This window comes from Paraburkholderia sediminicola, assembly GCF_046026895.1.
Taxonomy (GTDB): domain Bacteria; phylum Pseudomonadota; class Gammaproteobacteria; order Burkholderiales; family Burkholderiaceae; genus Paraburkholderia; species Paraburkholderia sediminicola_C.
Genome location: NZ_JAQQEU010000067.1, coordinates 1 through 20,854, shown reverse-complemented (window position 1 = coordinate 20,854; position 20,854 = coordinate 1). Strand labels below are relative to the sequence as shown.

Here is a 20,854-nt window from a genome sequence, read left to right as displayed (position 1 = left end):
CTAACTGACCGAACCGTGGACCGGAAATCCCGGCCCTCGTCTGCGATTCGTTGCGGCCCGCAAAAGTCAGGACCGGCGCCGCTCGATCAAGAAACAGACGGGCTCGACAACCTGAGCTGGGCCCGGATTATAACCGATCGCCCCCCGCACGCCAGCACGCGGCCGGCGGCAGCGGACGCGTCGAACGCACTCAGACAGGTTGCGGATGCACCGCAAACCAGCCGAGAAACAGGACCCCGGCAATCGCGCAGTACACACCGAACGAAGCCAGACGGCCGCGCCCTTCGAAATAGCGCATCAGGAAACGCACGCTCAGATAGGCGGCGATCGCGGTCAGGACGCCGCCGAGCAGCGCGTCCGCGAGTTGACCCGGCGCATGCAACAGCTTCGGCAATTCGAGCACACCGGCTGCGAAGATGATCGGGGTGCCGAGTAGAAACGAAAACTCGGCGGCCTTCTCGGCCGTCAGGCCGGCCGCATTGCCGGCGATCATGGTCAGGCCGCTGCGCGAGAAGCCGGGAATCAGCGCACCGATCTGCGCCAGGCCGACGAAAAACGCCTGGCGAAACGACAGCTTCTCAGGCGCCTGGTGCGCACGCGCACGCTGCAGGCGATCGCCGAACCACAGCAGCACGCCGTTAACGATCAGCGCGATCGCGACGATACGCAAATCGTGAAAAAGCCGCTCGAGGCGCTTTTCGAGCAGCAGCCCGACGAGCCCCGCCGGAATCGTTCCGATGATGAGCGCCCACATCATGTGCGCGTCGTCGTTGCGACGGCCGCCGAACGACGCGAAGAAGCCGCGCACCAGCGCGCACCACCGCGCACGGAAATACCACAGCAGCGCGAACGCGGTGCCCAGATGCAGCGCGACGAGGAACGGCAGCAACTGCGGCGCATGTTTGTCGATATGCATGCCAAACAGCGCGGGCACGAGCAGCGTATGGCCGAGGCTGCTCACCGGGAAGAGTTCGGTGACGCCCTGCAGCACGCTCAGGAAGATCAGAAACGACAGGTTCACGCGGCGGTCCTTGTAAGGAAAGTGTCGGGGAACTGCGCGCCGCGAAAGGGAAAGCGGCGCGTCAAAGGCGCACCGATTATGCCTGGCTGGAAAGTCAGCGCCAAGCGTTTGAGCCACATTCGGGGAAATATTGATGCGCCGCGTCACAACTGGAAACCGTTGTTACGTCGCGGCAAAAGAAACGGCGTGCCGGGGACGGCGACCGTGTTCGATTGCAGATGCGGAGTTCTGGAAAGACGGGCTTCCCGAGTGTTCCGTCAGGTCCGCGATGGCGGACCGGCAATGCGAAAGCGGCTGCGGGAATCAGCGTCCAAGCTTGTGAAAGAAGTAGAACGTGCTTGCCGCGAACATGCCGAACAGAGCCACACCCATTGCCATTGCCAGATCCATAACGCCTCCTTAGCCACCCGCGCCCGACAGTCGGGTTACCGGACAGTCAGCGGATTATCGGTAAAGATCGTATTTTATGGACACCCGCAATTTCCCGAGAAGGGTTTCCCCGTAGCGCAAAGCAGCACAAAATCCCTCTTCCCGCGTCGCGCCGCACGGCCTTTGCGATGCGCTTGCGAGGGCGGCAACCCACGCGTACACGACCTTCGGGCCACCTACAACCCTCACTCATCAGCTCATCGACCATGCCCCACTCTCCGCAACCGGACATTCTCGAGATCGCCCAGGACACCTCCGTGCTCCGCTTCGCGCCGCAAGCCGGCGGCCGTCTGCTGTCATGGACGATCGACGGCGAAGAGGTGATCCATTGGCCTGAACGCGCCGACTGGAGCCACCCGGCGCGGATTCGCGGCGGCAACCCGCTGCTCTTTCCGTTTTTGGGCCGGCATCGCGTCGACGGCAAGATCGGCTTCTGGCGTGACGCCAATGGCACCGTACGCGAGTTGCCGATGCACGGCTTCGCCCGCGATCTGCCGTTCGACGCCCATGCCGACGTGTACGGCGCCGGCTTGCGCATGATCCTGACCGACAGCGAAGCGACGCGCGGCGGCTATCCGTTCGGCTTCCGCTTCGAAGCCGCCTACAGCCTCGCCGATGCGCGCACGCTGGACGTCACGTTCACCACCACCAATACGGGCAACGAGCGCTTGCCTTACTACGCTGGACATCATTTCTACTTCACGCTGCCACATACGCAGCGCGGCGAGACTTCGATCGAGCTGCCGCGCACCGAACGGCGCTATCAGCAGGACGACGGCTCGATCAGTGCCGCCGAGCCCGGCGAAGCCCGCTACACGCTCGACGAAGCGCGCATTCACGACCGCTTCCATTGCCTCGTGGGCACCCCGGACCAACCGGTGCGGCTCGTCGCGCCTGGCCTCGGCCGGGTCGTCACGATCGATCTGCAACGGCCGGGCTCGGTGCCCTGGTACGCCGTGACGACGTGGACCGAAGCGGCGGAGTCGGACTTCTACTGCGTCGAGCCCTGGCTCGGCCTGCCGGATGCGATTCACAACGGCATGGGGCTGCGCTGGCTCGAACCGGGACAAACCGAGACGGCGGCACTGCGCATCACGGTCGAACGGACGCGCTGACAGCGCGGGTTTCAAGCTGAATGCGCGGCGCTCCCGCTGCAATTTCGCCCTTGAGTGTTTGCGCGGGCTGCCGCCGCATCCGCCACCCACAGCGAACACTGCGCGAATCCGCTTCGTCCGCATTTCGGATGCTGCAGTGCAAAACCGTTAGAATCGAACGCTTTGTCTCTACCTGCCGCGCGTGAAAGGATCGACGCGCGGCAGCGCTTTGCGAGGTCCCATGCTGGATACAACAAAAATGATCAAACGACTCGCCTGCGCGTCGTTGCTGGCGGTGCTCGCCGCGTGCGGGTCCGCGCCGGTGGCGCCAGGCTTCTATCGGGTCGAACGGGGCGATACGCTGTCGAAGATCGCGCGCAGCAACCGGCAAGCGGTGCAAAGCATCGTGCGCTGGAACAACCTGGCCAATCCGGACAGCATTGAGGTCGGCCAAGTGTTGCGTGTCGCGCCGCCGGGCGGCGCGGCATCGACGAGCGGTGCGGTGCGTAGCAACGGGAGCGCAAGCGCTTCGGCCACGCCGCGCGCGGCGCCGGTGGAGAGCGCGCCGTCGGCCGCGCCGGCGCCGACGATTTCGCTGGTGTGGCCGGCCGACGGCACCGTGTTCCGGCGCTTCGACGGCGGCAATTCGAAGGGCATCGACATCTCGGCGGCGGCGGGCACGCCGGTCATCGCCGCGGCGCCCGGCACGGTGGTGTATGCGGGCAACGGCTTGCGCGGTTACGGCAATCTGTTGATCCTCAAGCACAACGGCGAGTATCTGACTGCCTACGCGCACAACCGCCTGCTGCTGGTGAAGGAAGGCGAGTCGGTCAACCGCGGCGAGAAAATCGCCGAGATGGGTGACACGGATACCGACCGCGTGATGCTGCATTTCGAGCTGCGTTACCAGGGCCGCTCGATCGACCCGTCACGGGCCTTGCCGCCGCGCTAGGCGCGCGCTGGCTGCCCGCTATATGCCGCATGCATTCCCAACGCTTTGCCGGGGTTTTCGCAGTGCCTCTGGCCGCCTTGCACGCACCCGAGGCGCACCCAACCCACGCCGCCGGGCACGCTCCCTGCAACCCGAGCGCGGGAACCCGGCATGTTATAAAGCGCTCAATTCCGAAGACTTGGCTTCGCGCCCTGTCTCCCTCTGTTTTCTGTAAGGAATCTGCAATGAAGAGCGCATTTGCGTCCGCCGCGACGGCTGCGGCGTTCGGTCTCGGCATGCTGACGCTCGGCAGCATGGGCGGCTACTCGAGCACTACCACGATGACCTACCTGCCGAGCGGCGACACCGGCTTCGCGATCAACTGCAGTGGCAGCGACGCGAGTTCCAGCTGGGCCGAGTGCTACAAGCGCGCGGGTGAAGTCTGCGGCAATTACGGCTACGACGTGGTGTCGAAGGACGTCGACAATGGCGCCACCTCGGGCGGCTCGGTCGGCGGGATTTTCGGCGCGAACGTGAAAAACCGGTCGATGGTGGTTCGCTGCAAGCAGTAGAACGGCGGCGACTCACGGCGAGGCGGCGCGGCGCGAGCTAGCGGCGTCGCCAGCGTCCGGAGCGCGGATGGATATGCTCGGCGAAGCGAAACAGCATGGCGAGCGCGATCGGCCAGACGCGTGAAAAAACCATCAGCCGGGTCATGGCCGGCGCAATGAAAAAGAATCGGCAATGATGGGTCGTGGAAATGAACCGGCGATGACCCACACGCATGCGCGGGCAAAAAAAAGCCCGGCACGAGGCCGGGCTAACGGGGGTTCGGCGCATATCGGCAAAGGACCGGTTCACCATGCGCCAGAACGAAATCTAACAACCCCCAATTACAAGTGCAATCTCTTAATTCCGTGGTTAATGTGCCACGGCGCACCGATTCCGCATTAAGTGAATCAAAAGTGTCGGAGTTGAACCGGCTAAAAGTGCCTTACAATCATATTAACGCACATTAAACTCCGTGAGCCTGATTCCTTAATCGAAGCGGAGGACCGCGCAACGCAACGATCTGGTTCGACCCTGCTACAATGGCCTGACGAAAGGGCGGTGGCCGAATTTAACTGTCCGGTGCAGCATAAATATGACGTTTAATGGCCGATCTGAACTTGGTGCGCCAACGCACCAAACGAGGCATTAACCTCTATTTAAACCGCGAATTAGTAATTAATTTCACGAGGTGAAGATTCGCGAATAGCGGAACCAAAATAATGCTATCAAATCAACCGACAAAATGCCAACGCGAATTCAAACTACGCTTTTTTCGAAAATGACAAAACCGGCCGTTGCGAGCTAGCCCTCAGGCAACAGCATTCGAGGGATCCGGAAGCCACTTTTACAAGACCCGCAAACCCAGCTCGGTCACGAGCACTGCGGCCTGCTGATGCGAAATCGCCGCGCCTTTGAAAAGCGCCGCATCAACGAGCCGCACGCCGCTCAAATCCGCGTCGCGCAGGTCCGCTCCGTCGAAACGCGCGCCCTTCAGGTGCGCATCCTTCAGACTGCCGCCGTCGAACACAGCTTCGCGGAAATCGACCCCGGCGAGGTCGGCGTCGGAGAAATCCAGTTGCTCCAGCGTAGCCTTGCGAAACGACAGGCCGCGCAAATGCGCGCCGACCAGCAGTGTTTCGGCGAAGCTCAGGCCCAACGCCGTGCACGCTTCGAAGTTCGCGCCGGTCAGCTTGCAGCCACGGAACGACGCGGAAGCGAGCTTCGCGCGCCGCCAACTGGTGTTGTTCAGGTCGCTCGACTGGAACGCCGCATCGACCAGATCGGCCGATGCGAAATCCGCCTCGCGGCCGCGGCAACGCACCCAGCGGGTATGCGCGAGCGCCGCGCCGAAAAACGAGGTCTCGCCGATCGTGCAGCGATGAAACTCGGCGCCGCGCAGATCGAGCCGCGATAAATCGACGCCCGCGAAATCGCAGTCGGTGAAATGCAGCGGCGCGTGATGGCCGCCTTTGTGGGCATCGGCTGCGGCGATCAGGCGCTCCACCTCTGCGCGGGTGAGCGTGGCGTCGCTCACTGAACCGCCTTGCGGGCTCGTGGACGGCGTCGTTGAATCCGGTGACATGAAGGTTCAGAATCCGTTTCGAAAGGCCCCAAGCGTACCGGAACGCGCGCCGCCGTGGCGGCTCGCGTCGATGGTTTATAGTAACGGCCCCGTCCGCCCCCCGCTTACGATGACTTCCAACGACGCCCCCCATAGCCCGCTATACGCCAAGCTGCTCGGCGAGACCGCCAAAATCGGCTGGACCGAACTCGAACGCTTTTTTGCGCGCGGCATCCTGCTGCGCGTCGCGCGCGACCTCGACCTGGTGAGCGTCGCCGAAGCGATCGCCAGCGACGACACCACCCAGGTGGCGCAATGGCTGTCCGCCGGGCTCGTCGAGCGCGTGCAGCCGGAAACCGCCGCCGATTTCGCCGCGCGCGACCCCGACCTGTGGGCGGTGGTCGTGTCGCCGTGGGTGTGCGTGCAGGGACGCGCTTGAGCGACACCGCGCGCGGCGCCGACGCGCCCGCGTCCGCCGTGCCGGTGTGCTGGCACCGGCGGGTGCTCGCGCTCGCGTTTCCGATCGTCCTCGCCAATCTGACGCAGCCGATCCTCGGCGCGGTCGACACCGCCGTCGCCGGCCATCTGGACAGCGCGTCGTATCTCGGCGGCGTCGCGCTCGGCGGACTGTTCTTCAACTTCGTGTTCTGGGGCTTCGGCTTCCTGCGCATGGGCACCACGGGGCTCGTCGCGCAGGCGCACGGCGCGGACGACCAGGCCGAGTTGCGCAACACCGTGATCCGCGCGCTGCTGATGGCGGGCGCGATCGGCGCGGTGGTGCTGGCGCTGCAACTGCCGTTGATCGATTACGCGTTGCGCCTGATCGGCGGCAGCGACGCCGTGCAGCGTCACGCGCGCATTTACTGCCACGCGCGCATCTGGGCCGCGCCGCTCGCGCTCGGCAACTATGTGGTGCTCGGCTGGCTGCTCGGCACGCAGCGCGTGCGGCTCGCGCTGCTCTCGCAGGTGTTCATCAACAGTGCGAACATCGTCGCGGTGCTGCTGTACGTGTATGTGTTCGACTGGGGCGTGGCCGGCATCGGCGCGGCGACCGCCACCGCCGACGCGCTCGGCTTCGTGCTCGGCGCCGCCCTGCTATGGCATGGCAGACCGCGTGGCTTGCCCGCGCTGAAGGGCGCCGCGTTGTTCGACGCCGCGGCGCTCAAGCGTCTGGTCGTGCTCAATCGCGACATCTTCGTGCGCACGTTGTGCCTGCTGTCGTCGTTCGGCTGGTTCGCCCACCTGGGCGCGCGGCAAGGCGATGCGACGCTCGCCGCGAATGCGCTGCTGCTCAATTTTCAGACCTTCATGGCCTATGGGCTCGACGGCTTCGCGCACGCCGCCGAGGCGCTCGTCGGCGCGGCGATCGGGGCACGCGACCGGCACGCGTTCGCGCAGGCGGTCAAGGTCACCGCGCTGTGGTCCGCGCTCGGCGCGCTGGGCTTCGCGCTGGTGTACTGGGGCGCGGGCGCGTGGATCATCGAACGTTTGACCGACCAGGCCGCCGTGCGGGTCGCGGCTGAGACGTATCTGCCGTGGGCCGCGCTCTCACCGGTGATTTCCGTGTGGGGCTTTCTGCTCGACGGCGTGTTCATCGGCGCGACCCGCACGCGCGAATTGATGGTGTCGATGATCATGTCGCTGACGGTGTTCGTGGCGATGTCGTCGGCATTGCTGACGCTGCATGGCAATCACGGGCTGTGGGCCGCGATGCTGATCTTCATGGCCGCTCGCGGCGTCACGCTCGCGCGGTATTTGCCGGGGGTGGTGCGCGCAGTGGCAGCCGCGAGGGCTTGAACTGCGCGTGGGGCGCCTGAAGCGCGCGGCTTCGCGGCAGCACACGCTGCGCCACCGTCGCCCTGCGGCGCCCGGTTACGGCTTGGAACAAGCGCATACATATCGCCCGCGAGGCTCGCCCTAGAATGCCTTCAGCCCGCGCGCTCCGCGCAAACAGTCAGCGCGGGTCAGAAGCGCCGGCGTGCCCGCGCCGGTGCTTCGCCTTTCCGTTTCAGCGCTCTGTTTCAGCTCTCTGCTTCGCGCGGCGCTCGTCAAGGCGCAGCCGGCGCAGAGACCATCGACGGTGGCGTCGTGTCGGTCGGCACGCCGTGATAGTCGGCGGGATCTTGCGGCGGCCTGCCGTGATGGCCGGACGGATTGTCCGCACACCCGGCCAGGCCGGCAAACAGCAGCAATGCAATCATCGGAACGCGAATCATAGACAGTCGTCTCTCCAGACAGAATCAGTAACGGCAGCCGCGAAGCATCCCCGCGGCACCCCGAGGGGCGAGAGTCTACCTGCAAAGCGTGATCCGCGACGTTACGGCGCGCTGGCCGCCCTGCCATTTCGCGATGTGTGTCCTACTATAAAGTCACAGCCGTAGGTGATAGGAGACTGCCATGAACGCTGAAACGATCGCGGGTCTGGTCGGACTTGCAATAGGTCTGCTCGTGCTGATCGCCCTGTCGATTTTCGAATCGAGAACGTACAGGCGCGAACACAATGGCGAAGGGATGCTGCATCACTGGCTGACTCAGCAGCACCTGCATATGCCGCATATGCCACATATGCCACATATGCCACATATGCCACATATGCCACATATGCCACATATGCCGCATTGGAGGCGCCCGCGGCATTAGTCAGGACAAAAACGGGCTGCCCGTTGCGCTTGAATGTGTCGCGAATGATTGGCTGATTGATCCGCTGCGCCGGCCCGGTTGAAGGGTCTCGACTATGTAGCGGAAGTGTTCGGCCGTTATCGCGACCACAGCGTAAGCGGTGCATGTGACCACTGCGGCACGTCGCGCCGCGTGAACGCGTGCGCGCCGCCAATCGACGGCGCGCCATGCTGGCCCAATGTCCCTTGCGCCACGCAAGCACTGGGCCCAGCGCCGCCCTCTCCCCGCATCAGCAGCTCCGACACGCACCGGCGTCACGACCTCTGCTACGTCACGTTTTCCGCTCATTGGCGCGCCACCGCGCCAAACGCGCCTGGGCGCCCGGCGTCGACTGTCCTCCCTTGCCGCCCCCACAGGCACATGCCTTGCTAAGCATGAGCCTGCAAGGCGCGCGTGGTGCGCGTCAATTGTGCCGGCGCGCATGCGCCGAACCAACGATGCGGCCCAGCCATCCCGAGGGCCAGACAGGGAGAACTCGAATGACCGTCGGAACCATACTGCTTATCGTGCTCATCCTGCTGCTGATCGGCGCGTTGCCGAGCTGGCCCTACAGCAGCGGCTGGGGTTATCGGCCGACCGGTCTGGTCGGGGTCGTATTGATCATCGTGATCGTGTTGCTGTTGATGGGACGCATATAGCGCACCGTTGAACCCGTGGGTTGAACCTGTTTTTTCAGCCCGGCGCAATTCGTGGTTGACGCTGACGCCCTCGACCCCGTAGAATCCCGGCTTCGTCGGAGCGTAGCGCAGCCTGGTAGCGCATCTGATTTGGGATCAGAGGGTCGAAGGTTCGAATCCTTTCGCTCCGACCACGAAAAGCAATACGAAACCCGCGTAGCCTCCGGCTTCGCGGGTTTTTGCTTTTTCGCATCTGGTTTCAGCATACGCCGCACGCGCACGTAGTTCGCTGCCTGCTTCACTGCGAAACCCCCGCCAGGCAAACCACCAGCCAGCCCCCGCAAGCCTTCGGGTTGCGAACCACCAGGCCCGCATGCGACAGTGTGCGAAAACCCGCGCAGCTCATCCGCCGCAACCAGAGTCAAGGAGACACAAATGGATCTGATTCTCTGGCGTCACGCCGAAGCCGAAGATGTCGCCGCCAGCGACCTCGCCCGCGCGCTCACCACGCGCGGCCGCAAGCAGGCGCAGAACGTCGCGAAGTGGCTGCGCACGCGGCTGCCGGACGACGCCGTAGTGCTCGCCAGCCCGGCCACGCGCACCATCCAGACCGCCGAAACCCTGAGCGACCAGTATCGCGTGGTACGCGAACTCGCGCCCAACGCGAGCGCAGCCGACGTGCTCGAGGCGGCCGGCTGGCCCACTGGCATTGCGCAGACCGTGGTGATCGTCGGCCATCAACCGACGCTCGGCCACGTCGCCGCGCAGTTGCTCGGCAACAGCAACGCAAGCTGGCCGCTGAAGAAAGCCGGCGTCTGGTGGATTGCGAGCCGCCAACGCGACGGCGGCGAACAGGCGGTGTTGCGCGCGGCGATCAGCCCCGACCTGGTCTGAGCCGGCGCGCCTGAAAGTCCTTCAGGCCCCCGCGCTCGCGCGAATACGACAGTCGCGCACCTGCCGCTCCACATTACAACCCGAGCTCGCGCGGCTTACGGGCCGTCACCCAATCGTCACGGCTTTGCCATGCGAGCGTCACCAGGCGTTACTACATTGGCGAAAAAAGAAATCTTCCTTTTTTCGACCAGGACGCCCAATGCGAGAACTGCCGACGCCCACCCTGCCCCTCGCTTCGATCTTCGAGACGCGTCGTCTGCCGCGCGCCGAGGAAACGGTCACCGCGCAGCATCGCCTGCAAGTCACATGGGCGCGCACCGACGAGGAATTGCGCGAAGCACAGCGTCTGCGCTACCGCGTGTTCGCCGACGAAATGGGCGCGCGTCTGACGGGCCCCGCCGGGCTCGACGTCGATGCGTTCGATGCCTATTGCGATCATCTGCTGGTGCGCGATCTCGACACGCTGAAAGTGGTCGGCACGTATCGCGCGTTGCCGCCGCATCAGGCCGCGCGCATCGGGCGGCTGTATGCGGAAAGCGAATTCGAAGTGTCGCGTCTGACGCACCTGCGCGCCAAGATGGTCGAAGTGGGCCGCTCGTGCGTGCATCCGGACTATCGCAGCGGCTCGGTGATCATGTCGCTGTGGGCCGGGCTCGCCGCGTACATGAAGCACAACGGCTACGAGACGATGCTCGGCTGCGCGAGCGTCGCGATGGTCGACGGCGGCCACTATGCGGCGAATCTGTATTGCTCGCTGCGCGAGAACGCGCTGACGGCGCCGGAGTATCGCGCGTTCGCGCACACGCCGCTGCCGGTCGATGAACTGCAGACAGGCGCCGACGTCGCGCCGCCGCCGCTCGTGAAGGGTTATCTGCGACTCGGTGCAAAGATTTGCGGCGCGCCGGCATGGGACCCCGACTTCAACACTGCGGACTTTCTGACGCTGTTCCGTCTGTCCGATATCAATGCGCGCTACGCCCGCCACTTCCTGGGCGATGCATTGCCGCGCTAAGCCCGCGTCGCGTGCTGGACGCACAAGCAAAAAGCCCGGCAAATCGCCGGGCTTTTTCATTCATCCATTCACGCGCGCGTTACGAAGCGGCGCACATCATTCGTCCGTATACACGACACGATAGGGAATGCCGACCTTTTCCCATTCCGCCGCTTCCTGAATCAGGCTGTAGTCGGTCAACGGATTGTTGGTCACCCATTCGTTCGGCAAGCGCACCTCGTAACCGCCATTGGCCTGCGCGACCGCGATCCCCGGCAAGCCGACATCCGCACGGCGGCGGCACAGCAGCGCCGCGAGCCGCAGACAGAACAGCAACGGCCATTCCACCTCGCGCGTTTGCGAGAGCTTGCCGAGCTTGCCCGCATGACCGAGCACCAGCGCGGCGAGACGCGCCTGGTCGGTGCGCGAAAAGCCCGGCATGTCCGCGTTGCTGGCGATGTAGGCCGAGTGCTTGTGATAGGCGCTATGCGAAATCGACAGCCCGATCTCATGCAGCGCCGCCGCCCAACCGATGAACATGCGGTTTTCCAGACGGCGCTCTTCGTCGGGCTCCGCGAACTGGTCGTAGAAGCTCACCGACAGATCGCCGATCCGCCCCGCCTGCGCGCGATCCACGCCATACCGGCGCATGAAGCCTTCCACCGTCACCGTGCGCATATCTTCGTGCTGCGAACGGCCGAGCAGGTCATACATCACGCCGAGGCGCAGCGCGCCGTCGGTGGTGTCGACGTAATCGACGCCGAGTTCGTCGAACACCGCGATCATGATCGACAGGCCGCCGGCCAGCACCGGAATGCGGTCGCCCTTCAACGCGACCAGTTTCAGCCGATTGACGTTCTCCGCCTTGATCAACGCGCGCTTGAGCCGCTCGAGCCCGCCGCGCGAGATGCCATGCGTGACACCCGGATCGTTGAAATTGTTCGCCTCGACCAGCTCGGCCAACGCGCGCGCGGTGCCCGACGAACCGATCGCCTGTTCCCAGCCGGTCTTCTTGTATTCGGCGGAAATGATCTGGATTTCACGGCTCGCGGCGAGTTCGGCCTGGCGCATCGTGTATTCGTCGACGTTGCCGGCCGGGAAAAACGCGCGGCTATGACTCACGCAGCCGATATAAAGGCTTTCCATCTTGATCGGCGTGTAGTGCGAACCGATGATGAATTCCGTCGACCCGCCGCCGATATCGACCACGAGGCGCTTGCCCGCGCTCGCCGGCACCGAGTGCGCGGCGCCCGCATAAATGAGGCGCGCTTCCTCGCGCCCCGCGATCACTTCGATGGGGAAGCCGAGCGCGGTCTGCGCCTCGCCGAGAAATTCACCGGCGTTCTTGGCGATGCGCAACGTGTTGGTGGCGACCGCGCGAACGTGATCGGGATGAAAGTCGCGCAGCCGTTCGCCGAAGCGCTTGAGCGCGTCCCAGCCGCGCACCTGCGACGCGCGATCGAGCATCTTGTCGCGCGACAGGCCGGCGGCAAGACGCACCGGCTCGCGCAACGCGTCCACCTGGTAGATCTGGGTGCCCGCGTCGGTTTCCTCCACCCGGCCGACGATCAGCCGGAAGCTGTTCGAACCGAGGTCGACGGCGGCGAGAAGTTGGGGAGTATTGACCATCGGGTGAGCGGACTCCATGCGCGCGAGCGCGGCGGCGGTGGCTGCGGCGGGCGCCGCGGGTCCGCCCGCTGCTCTGGGCGCCTTGTGACCGGCCGCGCTGTTCAAAGACGCCATTCTAAGCGTACCGGACCTCACGATGTCACCTCGCAACGATGGGGGTGCCCTATGGTCCCATATACATTGCGTCATATTGACGACACGTAACGAATCCGGCGTAGAATTTAAAACATCGAGGATGTCATAAGAACGTAATCATACTGTGAGAATTTCCGAGCGTCTTTCTGCCTCTCTTCCTGACATACCATTCTCGCTGCCGATGTCCATCCGCTATCCCTTATTGAATCGCGAACTGGGCATTCTGGGTTTCAACGAGCGTGTGTTGGCACAAGCTGCCGACCCCGCCGTCCCTTTGCTCGAACGTCTGCGCTTCATCTGCATCACCAGCAGCAATCTCGACGAATTCTTCGAAGTCCGCATGGCCGGACTGCAGGAACAGATGCGCGACAACCCGGGCGCGCTGTCGCCTGACGGCATGTCGTTGCAGCATGTGTACGACCTCGTGGTCGAGCGCGCGCAGAAGCTCGTGCATCGTCAGTACACGATGTTGCACGACACGGTGCTGACCGCTCTCGAAGCGGAAGGCATCTATTTTCACGGCACCGAAGCATGGAACGAAGCGCAGACCGAATGGGCGCGCAATTACTTCTTCGACGAACTGCTGCCGGTGCTCACGCCGATCGGCCTCGATCCCGCGCATCCGTTCCCTCGCGTGCTCAACAAGAGCCTGAACTTCGTCGTCGAACTGGAAGGCAAGGACGCGTTCGGCCGCCAGGCGATGATGGGCATCGTGCAGGCGCCGCGCGCGCTGCCGCGGCTCGTGCGCATGCCGCAAGATCTGTCGGGTTATCCGCACGGCTTCGTGCTGCTCAGCTCGTTGCTGCAACACTTTGTCGGCGAGCTGTTTCCGAACCTGAGGGTGCGCAGCTGCAATCAGTTTCGTATCACGCGCAATAGCGAGCTGTTCGTCGACGAGGACGAAATCACCAATCTGCGCGTCGCGTTGCAGGGCGAATTGCCAGCGCGGCATCTGGGCAATGCGGTGCGGCTCGAAGTGTCGGCGGAAACACCCGCGCACGTGGTGCGGCGTCTGCTCGACGAAAGCGGCCTGTCCAACAAGGACTGCTATTACGCGGACGGCCCCGTGAATCTGGTGCGGCTGATGCAGTTGCCGGAGATGGTGGACCGGCCCGATCTGAAGTTCGTGCCGCATATTCCCGCGACCCCGCCGCAGATCGCCAACAGCGCCAGCATGTTCGATGTGATCGATCAAGGCGATGTGTTGCTGCATCATCCGTACGAGAGCTTTCAGCCGGTGCTCGAACTGCTGTTGCAGGCGGCCAAAGATCCCAACGTGATGGCGATCAAGCAGACCATCTACCGCACCGGCACCGACTCGCCGCTGATGGACGCGCTGATGCAGGCCGCGCGCAACGGCAAGGAAGTCACGGTGGTGGTCGAGCTGCTGGCGCGCTTCGACGAGGAAACCAACATCAACTGGGCCTCGCAACTCGAAGCGGTCGGCGCGCACGTCGTGTACGGCGTGGTGGGCCACAAGTGCCACGCGAAGATGATGCTGATCGTGCGGCGCGTGTCGCAAGGCGGCAAGACGATGCTCAAGCGCTACGCGCATCTCGGCACCGGCAACTATCATCCGCGCACCGCGCGGCTGTATACCGACTTCGGCCTGATGACCGGCGACCAGAAAATCTGCGAAGACGTGCACCACGTCTTCCAGCAACTGACCGGCATCGGCGGCGAACTGCGGTTGCATGAGTTGTGGCAGTCGCCGTTCACGCTGCATCCGAAACTGATCGAAGCGATTCGCGCCGAAGCCGAGCACGCGCGCGCCGGCAAGAAGGCGCGCATCGTCGCGAAGATGAACGCGCTTCTCGAACCCACCGTGATTGCCGAGTTGTACGAAGCATCGCGGGCGGGCGTGAAGATCGATCTGATCGTGCGTGGCGTGTGTTCGCTGCAGCCGGGCGTGCCGGGACTGTCGGAGAACATCACGGTACGCTCGATCGTCGGGCGCTTTCTCGAACACCATCGCATCTTCTACTTCTACGACGACGGCAAGGAGCAGGTCTATCTGTCGAGCGCCGACTGGATGGACCGCAACTTCTTCCGGCGCGTGGAAGTCGCGTTCCCGATCAACAACCGGCGTCTGAAGCGGCGCGTGATCGCCGAGGGTCTGTCGGCGTTTCTCGGCGACAATCAGTCCGCGTGGCTGATGCAAAGCGACGGCCACTATCGCCGGCGGCGGCCGGGCAAGTCGTCGCGCAATGCGCAGATGAGCTTGCTCGGAAAGTTCTGTCCGTGAAGCGGGCGAGGCTCGCCGTACTAGCGAGCGTTGTGGACCCGCATGAAAAAACCGCCTTTTTCAGGCGGTTTTTTCATGCCGGCGCTTTTATCAAGCTCTCGTCAAACCGGCACCGGTTGCCGTCGCGCGGTGCGATACACGGGAAAGCGCACGGTGAACGTGCTGCCCCGCCCCTCTTCGCTCTTCACGTCGAGCTGCGCATCGTGCCGCTGCAGCACGTGCTTGACGATCGCGAGGCCGAGGCCCGTGCCGCCAGTGTCGCGCGAACGACTGCGATCGACGCGATAGAAGCGCTCGGTCAGCCGCGGAATGTCCGCAGCGGGAATGCCGAGGCCGCTATCCGCGACGGAGAACACCGCGTGCGCGCCTTGCGCGTGCCAGCTTACCTTGATGGCCCCGCCGTCCGGCGTGTAGCGGATCGCGTTCGTCACGAGATTGCCGAGCGCGCTGAGAATTTCGGTTTCGACGCCGGTCACGGTCAACCCTTCGTCGGTGTCGAACACGATCTTGTGATGATCGCTCGACAGGCTCTGCGCGTCGTCGTGCAGGTGCCGCAACACGGCGCGCATGTCGATCATGTGATCGCTTGGCGGCTTGTTGTCGCCCTCGAGCTTCGCGAGCACCAGCAGATCGTTGACGATATGGCGCATGCGCGACGCCTGCTGCTCCATCAGTTCGAGATAGCGTGCGCGCTCGGCCTCGCCCAATGGCAACTCGCGCATCGTCTCCAGAAAACCGGAGAGCACGGTGAGCGGTGTCTTCAATTCATGCGACACGTTGGCGACGAAGTCACGCCGCATCGCGTCGGTCCGCTCCAGCTCGGTAATGTCTTGCGACAACACCAGCTTGCGATTCTCGCCATAAGGAAAGACCTGCACCGACAGCACGTTCTGGCGCTTCTCGCCCATGCCGCGCATGATCAGCATTTCCTCGTACCGGTGCGAGTTCAGGTAGCGGACGAAGTCGGGATGGCGCACCAGATGCGTGATGTGCTGGCGCAGATCGCGCTTCGCGTCGAGGCCGAAGTGGCTCTCCGAAATAGCGTTGCACCACTCGATCTGGTCATGGTCGTCGAGCATCGCGACGCCGTTCGGCGACGCCTGGATCGCCTGGATGAAACGCGAATGCTGTTGCTCGACCTGGCGCACCTGGGCGTGCCAGCGCTTCGCGAGCTTGTGCAAACGGTAGTAGATTTCGCCCCAGATGCCTGGCGCGCTCGGCACTTCGCCGTACACCGGCGCATCGAGCAAACGCCACAGGCGCTGTTTGTGAAACGTGCCAAAGAAGCTTTGCGCGAGCAGCATGACAATCGCGAGAACCAGTCCTGCCTTCACGTTCACGAGTGCGCCGACCACCACGCACAGAACAGCGAGCAGCACGACCGACACGATGGAGCGCGCCCAGATGATGTTCATGGTCTAGCGATCGAAGAGAAAAGCCCACGTGCAGCGAGGGAGATTGCGGCGCGCGGCGTTGCGCATGTGACGCGCGTGAACCGGTGCGGCGCGAGCGCCGCCGTCAGATGTCAGGCGCTCTTCGCAAGCCGGTAGCCGCTGCCGCGTACCGTCTCAATCATAGCATCGCACCCGGCCGGCTTGAGCGCGGCGCGCAGACGCTTGATGTGCACATCCACCGTGCGTTCTTCGACGAACACGTGATCGCCCCACACCTGGTCGAGCAGTTGCGTGCGGCTATGCACGCGCTCCGGGTGGGTCATGAAAAAATGCAGCAGACGGAATTCCGTCGGGCCGAGCTCGAGCTTGATCTCGCTGCCTTCGGCATGCGCGGCCACACGGTGCGTCGCCGGGTCGAGCTTGAGCCCGTTGATCGCGACCTGATCTTCGGTCAACTGCGGCGCACGACGGCGCAACACCGCCTTGATGCGCGCCATCAGTTCCTTCGGCGAAAACGGCTTGGTGACGTAATCATCCGCGCCGATTTCGAGGCCGAGCACCTTGTCCTGCTCATCGCCGCGGGCGGTCAGCATGATGATCGGAATGTGCTTCGTGCGCTCGTTGTTGCGCAGGTCGCGCGCGAACGCAATGCCCGATTTTCCCGGCAACATCCAGTCGAGCAGGACGAGGTCGGGCAGTACGTCGCTGATCAGGTTCTGCGCCTGCTCCGCGTTGTACGCGCGAATCGGGCAGTGTCCGGCGTGTTGAAGATTGACCGAAATCAGTTCGGAAATTGCGGGCTCATCTTCAATGACGAGAATGCTGCTAGGCATCGGCACCTCTGTTCCTTATATCTGGATTAACTGAGCGCTTCGCGTTCGAGCGCGTCGCGCGACTTGTGCCGCACGTCGGTGCCCTTCACGATGTAAATGATGAATTCGGCGATGTTTTTCGCGTGGTCGCCGATCCGTTCGATCGCCTTGGCGATGAACAGAAAATCGAGGCCCACCGAAATCGAGCGCGGATCTTCGGTCATGTACGAAATCAGCTTGCGCACGAAGGCGCGGAATTCCTCGTCGATCGCCTTGTCGTCGCGCACGATCTGCGCGGCGGCAACCGTGTCGAGGCGTGCGAACGCGTCCAGCGCGCGGCGCAGGATCGACACCGCCATTTCGCCCGACAGCTTGATCTCGGCGATATTGATGGTGCGCGACGCGCCGTCTTCCATCAGACGCTTGGTGCGCTTGGCGATTTTTTCCGCTTCGTCGCCGGCGCGTTCGAGATTGGTGATGGTCTTCGAGATCGCGATCAACAGGCGCAAATCGCGCGCGGCCGGCTGACGGCGCGCGATGATGTTGCTGCACTCCTCGTCGATGTCGACCTCCATCTTGTTCAGGCGATCTTCGGCGGCGATCACCTGCTCGGCGATGTCGAGGTCGAACTCATTGAGCGCCTGCATCGCGTTGATGATCTGCGATTCCACGAGGCCGCCCATTTCGAGCACCTTCGACGAAACCAGATTCAGGTCGGCGTCGAACTGGCTGGACAGATGTTTATCGGACATGTCGTACTCCGTTGTTTTGTTCGGCGGATCAGCCGAAGCGGCCCGTGATGTAGTCTTCGGTTTCCTTGCGGACCGGCTTGATGAAGATCTTTTCGGTGTCGCCGAATTCGATCAGCTCGCCGAGATACATATAGGCAGTGTAGTCCGAACAGCGGGCCGCCTGTTGCATGTTGTGCGTGACGATCACCACCGTGTAATCGCTCTTCAATTCGGCGATCAGTTCTTCGATGCGGCCCGTCGAAATCGGGTCCAGCGCCGAGCACGGCTCGTCGAGCAGCAGCACTTCGGGACGGATCGCGATGCCGCGCGCGATGCACAGACGCTGCTGCTGCCCACCGGACAAACCGTAGCCGCTCTGGCCGAGCTTGTCCTTCACTTCGTTCCACAACGCGGCCTTGGTGAGCGCCCATTCGACGCGGTCGTCCATCTCCGAGCGCGGCAGCGTTTCGAACATCTTCACGCCGAACGCGATGTTGTCGTAGATCGACATCGGAAACGGCGTCGGTTTCTGGAACACCATGCCAATCCGCGCGCGCAGCAGCGAGATATCGCGTCTGGACGTCAGCAGGTTTTCGCCGTCCATCAGGATCTCGCCTTCGGCGCGCTGTTCCGGATAGAGCGCGTACATCTTGTTGAAGGTGCGCAGCAAGGTTGATTTGCCGCAGCCTGACGGGCCGATGAACGCGGTCACCTTGCCTGCGGGAATCTGCAGGTTGATGTTCTTCAGCGCGTGATACTTGCCGTAGAAGAAGTTCAGGTCGTTGACCTCGATCTTCGGACGCGACGGCGATGAGGCCTCGCCGCGCTGGACGGGATCGGGGCTGGCGGGCGCGGTGGGACGCGCGGTGGGATTGAGTTGAGTTTCTGCCATATTCATCGGATTACACTCCGCCCCTTACTTGTTCGAGAAGATCGTGCGCGCGAGGATGTTCAGTCCCAGCACCGCGAGCGTGATCAGGAAGACGCCGGCCCACGCGAGCGATTGCCATTGCGCGAACGGGCTCATCGCAAACTTGTAAATGGTGACCGGCAGGTTCGCGACCGGCTGGCCCATGTTCACCGTGAAGAACTGGTTCGACAGCGCCGTGAACAGGAGCGGCGCGGTTTCGCCGGCGATCCGCGCGACCCCGAGCAGCACGCCGGTAATGATGCCGGCAATCGACGCCTTCAGCGTGATGGAGAACACCATCTTCCACTTCGGCGTGCCGAGCGCGAAGGCCGCTTCACGCAGCGCGTTCGGCACCAGTTTCAGCATGTTTTCGGTGGTGCGGATCACGATCGGAATCTGCAGCAGCGCGAGCGCGAACACGCCGGCCCAGCCGCTGAAGTGGCCCATCTTCGCGACCACCAGTGCATACACGAACAGACCGATCACGATCGACGGCGCCGACAACAGGATGTCGTTGATGAAGCGCGTCAGGTTGGCAAGCCAGCCTTTCTGGCCGTATTCGGCGAGATACACGCCCGCCAGAATGCCGATCGGCGTGCCGACGAAAGTCGCGAGCCCGACCAGCATCGCGCTGCCGACGATGGCGTTGGCGAGACCGCCACCATCGGTGTTCGGCGGCGGCGTCGATTGCGTGAACAGCTCGATGGACAAGCCGCCGATACCCAGCCGCAGCGTCGTATAGAGAATCCAGATGAGCCACAGCAGACCGAATGCCATCGCGGCAAGCGAGAGCGTCAGCGCGAGCGCGTTGGTCACGCGGCGGCGGCCTTGCAGACGCACGCGCATTGCTTCGAGCGCGGCCGGGTCGTGCGAACCCGGCATATTCAAAGTGGGCTGGCTCATTTCGCGCCCTCCCCTTTCTCGAGGCGAAGCAGCATCATTTTAGAAATCGCCAGCACGATGAAAGTAATCACGAACAGAATCAGACCCAGCTCCATCAGTGCCGACGTGTGCAACCCGGGATCCGCTTCCGCGAATTCGTTGGCGAGCGCCGACGTGATGCTATTGCCCGGCGAAAACAGCGAGATGTTGTCGAGCAGATTGGTGTTGCCGATCACGAACGTGACCGCCATCGTCTCGCCGAGCGCGCGGCCGAGGCCGAGCATCACGCCGCCGATCACGCCACTCTTGGTAAAGGGCAGCACGATTCTCCACATCACTTCCCACGTCGTGCAGCCGATACCGTACGCCGATTCCTTGAGCAGCACCGGCGTGACTTCGAACACGTCGCGCATCACCGACGCGATGTAGGGGATGATCATGATCGCGAGAATCACACCCGCGCACAGAATGCCGATGCCGATCGGCGGGCCGCGGAACAGCGCGCCGACAAAAGGAATGCCGCCGAGCACCGCGCCGAGCGGTTTCTGGAACCACGTCGCGAAGATCGGCGCGAACACCAGCAGGCCCCACATGCCGTACACGATCGACGGGATCGCGGCGAGCAGTTCGATTGCGATGCCGAGCGGGCGGCGCAGCCACGCGGGTGCGAGTTCGGTCAGGAAAAGCGCGATGCCGAAGCTGACCGGCACCGCGATGATGAGAGCAATGATCGACGTGGCGACCGTGCCGTAGATCGGCACCAGTGCGCCGAACTGCTTGCTGGGCGGATCCCACTCGGCGGTCCATAGGAAGCTCAGACCGAACTCCCTGATCGACGGCATGGAAGCGATGATCAGCGAAACGATGATGCCGCCGAGCAGCAGCAGCGTGACGATGGCGGCGAGGCGCGCCAGTCCGCCGAAGATCACGTCGCCGGCGCGGCTGGGCGTCTTCAGCTGCGACGTGCTGCCGGGCGGGGTGGCCCCGCTTGCGCCGGACGCTAGATGGGTATCGGACATGAGAGCCTGATGGACCTGTTTCCAGTTGCCGTATGACACGTGTCGCACGGCCAGTAGTGCTCGGGGTGAATGCCATTGGCCGTCCTCGGATGAGGACGGCCAACGTGTTACGCGATGCTGTTGCTTACCGCAAAGCTCAGTCGGCGATCGACTTGCCCGCAGCGTCCTTCACCTTCTGCTTCCACTGCGTGCGGATCTCCGACACCACCGAATCCGGCAGCGAGATGTAGTCCAGATCGTTCGCGGCCTGCGTGCCGTTCTTGAACGCCCAGTCGAAGAACTTCAGCGTCTCGGTGCCTTGCGCCGGCTTGTCCTGCGCCGTGTGCAG

Annotated in this window: 20 protein-coding genes, 1 tRNA gene and 1 pseudogene; 11 read left to right on the top strand and 11 right to left on the bottom strand. The window is 63.6% G+C overall.

Features of this window, described 5'->3' with window-relative positions; all coding sequences use genetic code 11:
- Nucleotides 1-190 precede the first annotated feature (190 nt).
- Nucleotides 191-1,021, bottom strand: a complete 831-nt coding sequence (locus PQR02_RS31305; protein WP_408240835.1) for an undecaprenyl-diphosphate phosphatase — start codon at nt 1,019-1,021, stop codon at nt 191-193.
- A gap of 635 nt (nt 1,022-1,656) precedes the next feature.
- Between PQR02_RS31305 and PQR02_RS31300 the strand changes: the two genes are divergently transcribed.
- The 3 genes from PQR02_RS31300 (at nt 1,657) to PQR02_RS31290 (ending at nt 4,047) form a co-directional block, all read left to right on the top strand.
- Nucleotides 1,657-2,565: an aldose epimerase family protein gene (locus PQR02_RS31300; protein ID WP_408240832.1), complete on the top strand. Its 909-nt coding sequence runs from the start codon at nt 1,657-1,659 to the stop codon at nt 2,563-2,565.
- Between the two features lie 220 nt (nt 2,566-2,785).
- Nucleotides 2,786-3,496, top strand: coding sequence for a peptidoglycan DD-metalloendopeptidase family protein (locus tag PQR02_RS31295; protein ID WP_408240829.1), 711 nt, complete (start codon nt 2,786-2,788; stop codon nt 3,494-3,496).
- Nucleotides 3,497-3,720: 224 nt separating this feature from the next.
- Entirely contained in the window at nt 3,721-4,047 is a 327-nt protein-coding gene (locus PQR02_RS31290; RefSeq protein ID WP_408240826.1) for a hypothetical protein, read from the top strand.
- 824 nt (nt 4,048-4,871) lie between these two features.
- Here the strand turns inward: PQR02_RS31290 and PQR02_RS31285 are convergent.
- Nucleotides 4,872-5,609, bottom strand: coding sequence for a pentapeptide repeat-containing protein (locus PQR02_RS31285; RefSeq protein WP_408240823.1), 738 nt, complete (start codon nt 5,607-5,609; stop codon nt 4,872-4,874).
- A gap of 109 nt (nt 5,610-5,718) precedes the next feature.
- On the opposite strand from PQR02_RS31285, the gene PQR02_RS31280 reads away from it, so the two are divergent.
- Nucleotides 5,719-6,027 (top strand): DUF2288 domain-containing protein, encoded by a 309-nt coding sequence (locus PQR02_RS31280; RefSeq protein WP_408240820.1) that lies wholly within the window; start codon nt 5,719-5,721, stop codon nt 6,025-6,027.
- A complete protein-coding gene (locus PQR02_RS31275) occupies nt 6,024-7,385 on the top strand; it encodes an MATE family efflux transporter (protein ID WP_408240817.1) in 1,362 nt (453 codons plus the stop codon). Before PQR02_RS31280 ends, PQR02_RS31275 begins: the two co-directional genes overlap by 4 nt.
- Nucleotides 7,386-7,636: 251 nt before the next feature.
- Here PQR02_RS31275 and PQR02_RS31270 read toward each other — a convergent pair whose 3' ends face one another.
- Nucleotides 7,637-7,804 (bottom strand): hypothetical protein, encoded by a 168-nt coding sequence (locus PQR02_RS31270; RefSeq protein ID WP_408240814.1) that lies wholly within the window; start codon nt 7,802-7,804, stop codon nt 7,637-7,639.
- Between the two features lie 181 nt (nt 7,805-7,985).
- Here PQR02_RS31270 and PQR02_RS31265 point away from each other — a divergent pair, with 181 nt between their 5' ends.
- From PQR02_RS31265 to PQR02_RS31245, 5 genes are all read left to right on the top strand, one after another.
- Entirely contained in the window at nt 7,986-8,228 is a 243-nt protein-coding gene (locus PQR02_RS31265; RefSeq protein ID WP_408240882.1) for a hypothetical protein, read from the top strand.
- A 518-nt stretch (nt 8,229-8,746) separates the two neighbouring features.
- Nucleotides 8,747-8,905, top strand: a complete 159-nt coding sequence (locus PQR02_RS31260) for a DUF3309 family protein (RefSeq protein WP_090801093.1) — start codon at nt 8,747-8,749, stop codon at nt 8,903-8,905.
- 96 nt (nt 8,906-9,001) lie between these two features.
- Nucleotides 9,002-9,078: transfer RNA gene (locus PQR02_RS31255), tRNA-Pro, on the top strand.
- Nucleotides 9,079-9,319: 241 nt separating this feature from the next.
- A complete protein-coding gene (gene sixA / locus PQR02_RS31250) occupies nt 9,320-9,778 on the top strand; it encodes a phosphohistidine phosphatase SixA (protein WP_408240810.1) in 459 nt (152 codons plus the stop codon).
- A gap of 199 nt (nt 9,779-9,977) precedes the next feature.
- A complete protein-coding gene (locus tag PQR02_RS31245) occupies nt 9,978-10,790 on the top strand; it encodes a GNAT family N-acetyltransferase (protein WP_408240807.1) in 813 nt (270 codons plus the stop codon).
- Between the two features lie 96 nt (nt 10,791-10,886).
- Here the strand turns inward: PQR02_RS31245 and ppx are convergent, their stop codons facing one another.
- On the bottom strand, nt 10,887-12,512 hold the full coding sequence (gene ppx / locus PQR02_RS31240; RefSeq protein ID WP_408240804.1) for an exopolyphosphatase: 1,626 nt from the start codon (nt 12,510-12,512) through the stop codon (nt 10,887-10,889).
- Between the two features lie 202 nt (nt 12,513-12,714).
- On the opposite strand from ppx, the gene ppk1 reads away from it, so the two are divergent.
- A complete protein-coding gene (ppk1, locus tag PQR02_RS31235; RefSeq protein ID WP_408240801.1) occupies nt 12,715-14,778 on the top strand; it encodes a polyphosphate kinase 1 in 2,064 nt (687 codons plus the stop codon).
- Nucleotides 14,779-14,879: 101 nt separating this feature from the next.
- Here ppk1 and phoR read toward each other — a convergent pair whose 3' ends face one another.
- The 7 genes and pseudogenes from phoR to PQR02_RS31200 all read right to left on the bottom strand — a co-directional run.
- Nucleotides 14,880-16,193 carry a phosphate regulon sensor histidine kinase PhoR gene (gene phoR / locus PQR02_RS31230; RefSeq protein ID WP_408240798.1) on the bottom strand — a complete coding sequence of 438 codons (1,314 nt, stop codon included), beginning with the start codon at nt 16,191-16,193 and terminating at the stop codon, nt 14,880-14,882.
- Nucleotides 16,194-16,303: 110 nt separating this feature from the next.
- Entirely contained in the window at nt 16,304-17,005 is a 702-nt protein-coding gene (phoB, locus tag PQR02_RS31225; RefSeq protein WP_408240795.1) for a phosphate regulon transcriptional regulator PhoB, read from the bottom strand.
- Nucleotides 17,006-17,031: 26 nt separating this feature from the next.
- Entirely contained in the window at nt 17,032-17,736 is a 705-nt protein-coding gene (phoU, locus tag PQR02_RS31220) for a phosphate signaling complex protein PhoU (RefSeq protein WP_408240792.1), read from the bottom strand.
- 28 nt (nt 17,737-17,764) lie between these two features.
- The gene (pstB, locus tag PQR02_RS31215; protein WP_408240789.1) at nt 17,765-18,613 is read right to left on the bottom strand and encodes a phosphate ABC transporter ATP-binding protein PstB; all 849 of its coding nucleotides are present in this window, start codon (nt 18,611-18,613) and stop codon (nt 17,765-17,767) included.
- A gap of 18 nt (nt 18,614-18,631) precedes the next feature.
- Entirely contained in the window at nt 18,632-19,528 is an 897-nt protein-coding gene (pstA, locus tag PQR02_RS31210) for a phosphate ABC transporter permease PstA (RefSeq protein ID WP_408240786.1), read from the bottom strand.
- Nucleotides 19,525-20,526 carry a phosphate ABC transporter permease PstC gene (gene pstC / locus PQR02_RS31205; protein WP_408240784.1) on the bottom strand — a complete coding sequence of 334 codons (1,002 nt, stop codon included), beginning with the start codon at nt 20,524-20,526 and terminating at the stop codon, nt 19,525-19,527. The genes pstA and pstC overlap by 4 nt, the downstream gene beginning before the upstream one ends.
- A gap of 136 nt (nt 20,527-20,662) precedes the next feature.
- Nucleotides 20,663-20,854, bottom strand: a pseudogene (locus tag PQR02_RS31200) (phosphate ABC transporter substrate-binding protein PstS); the annotation flags it as partial.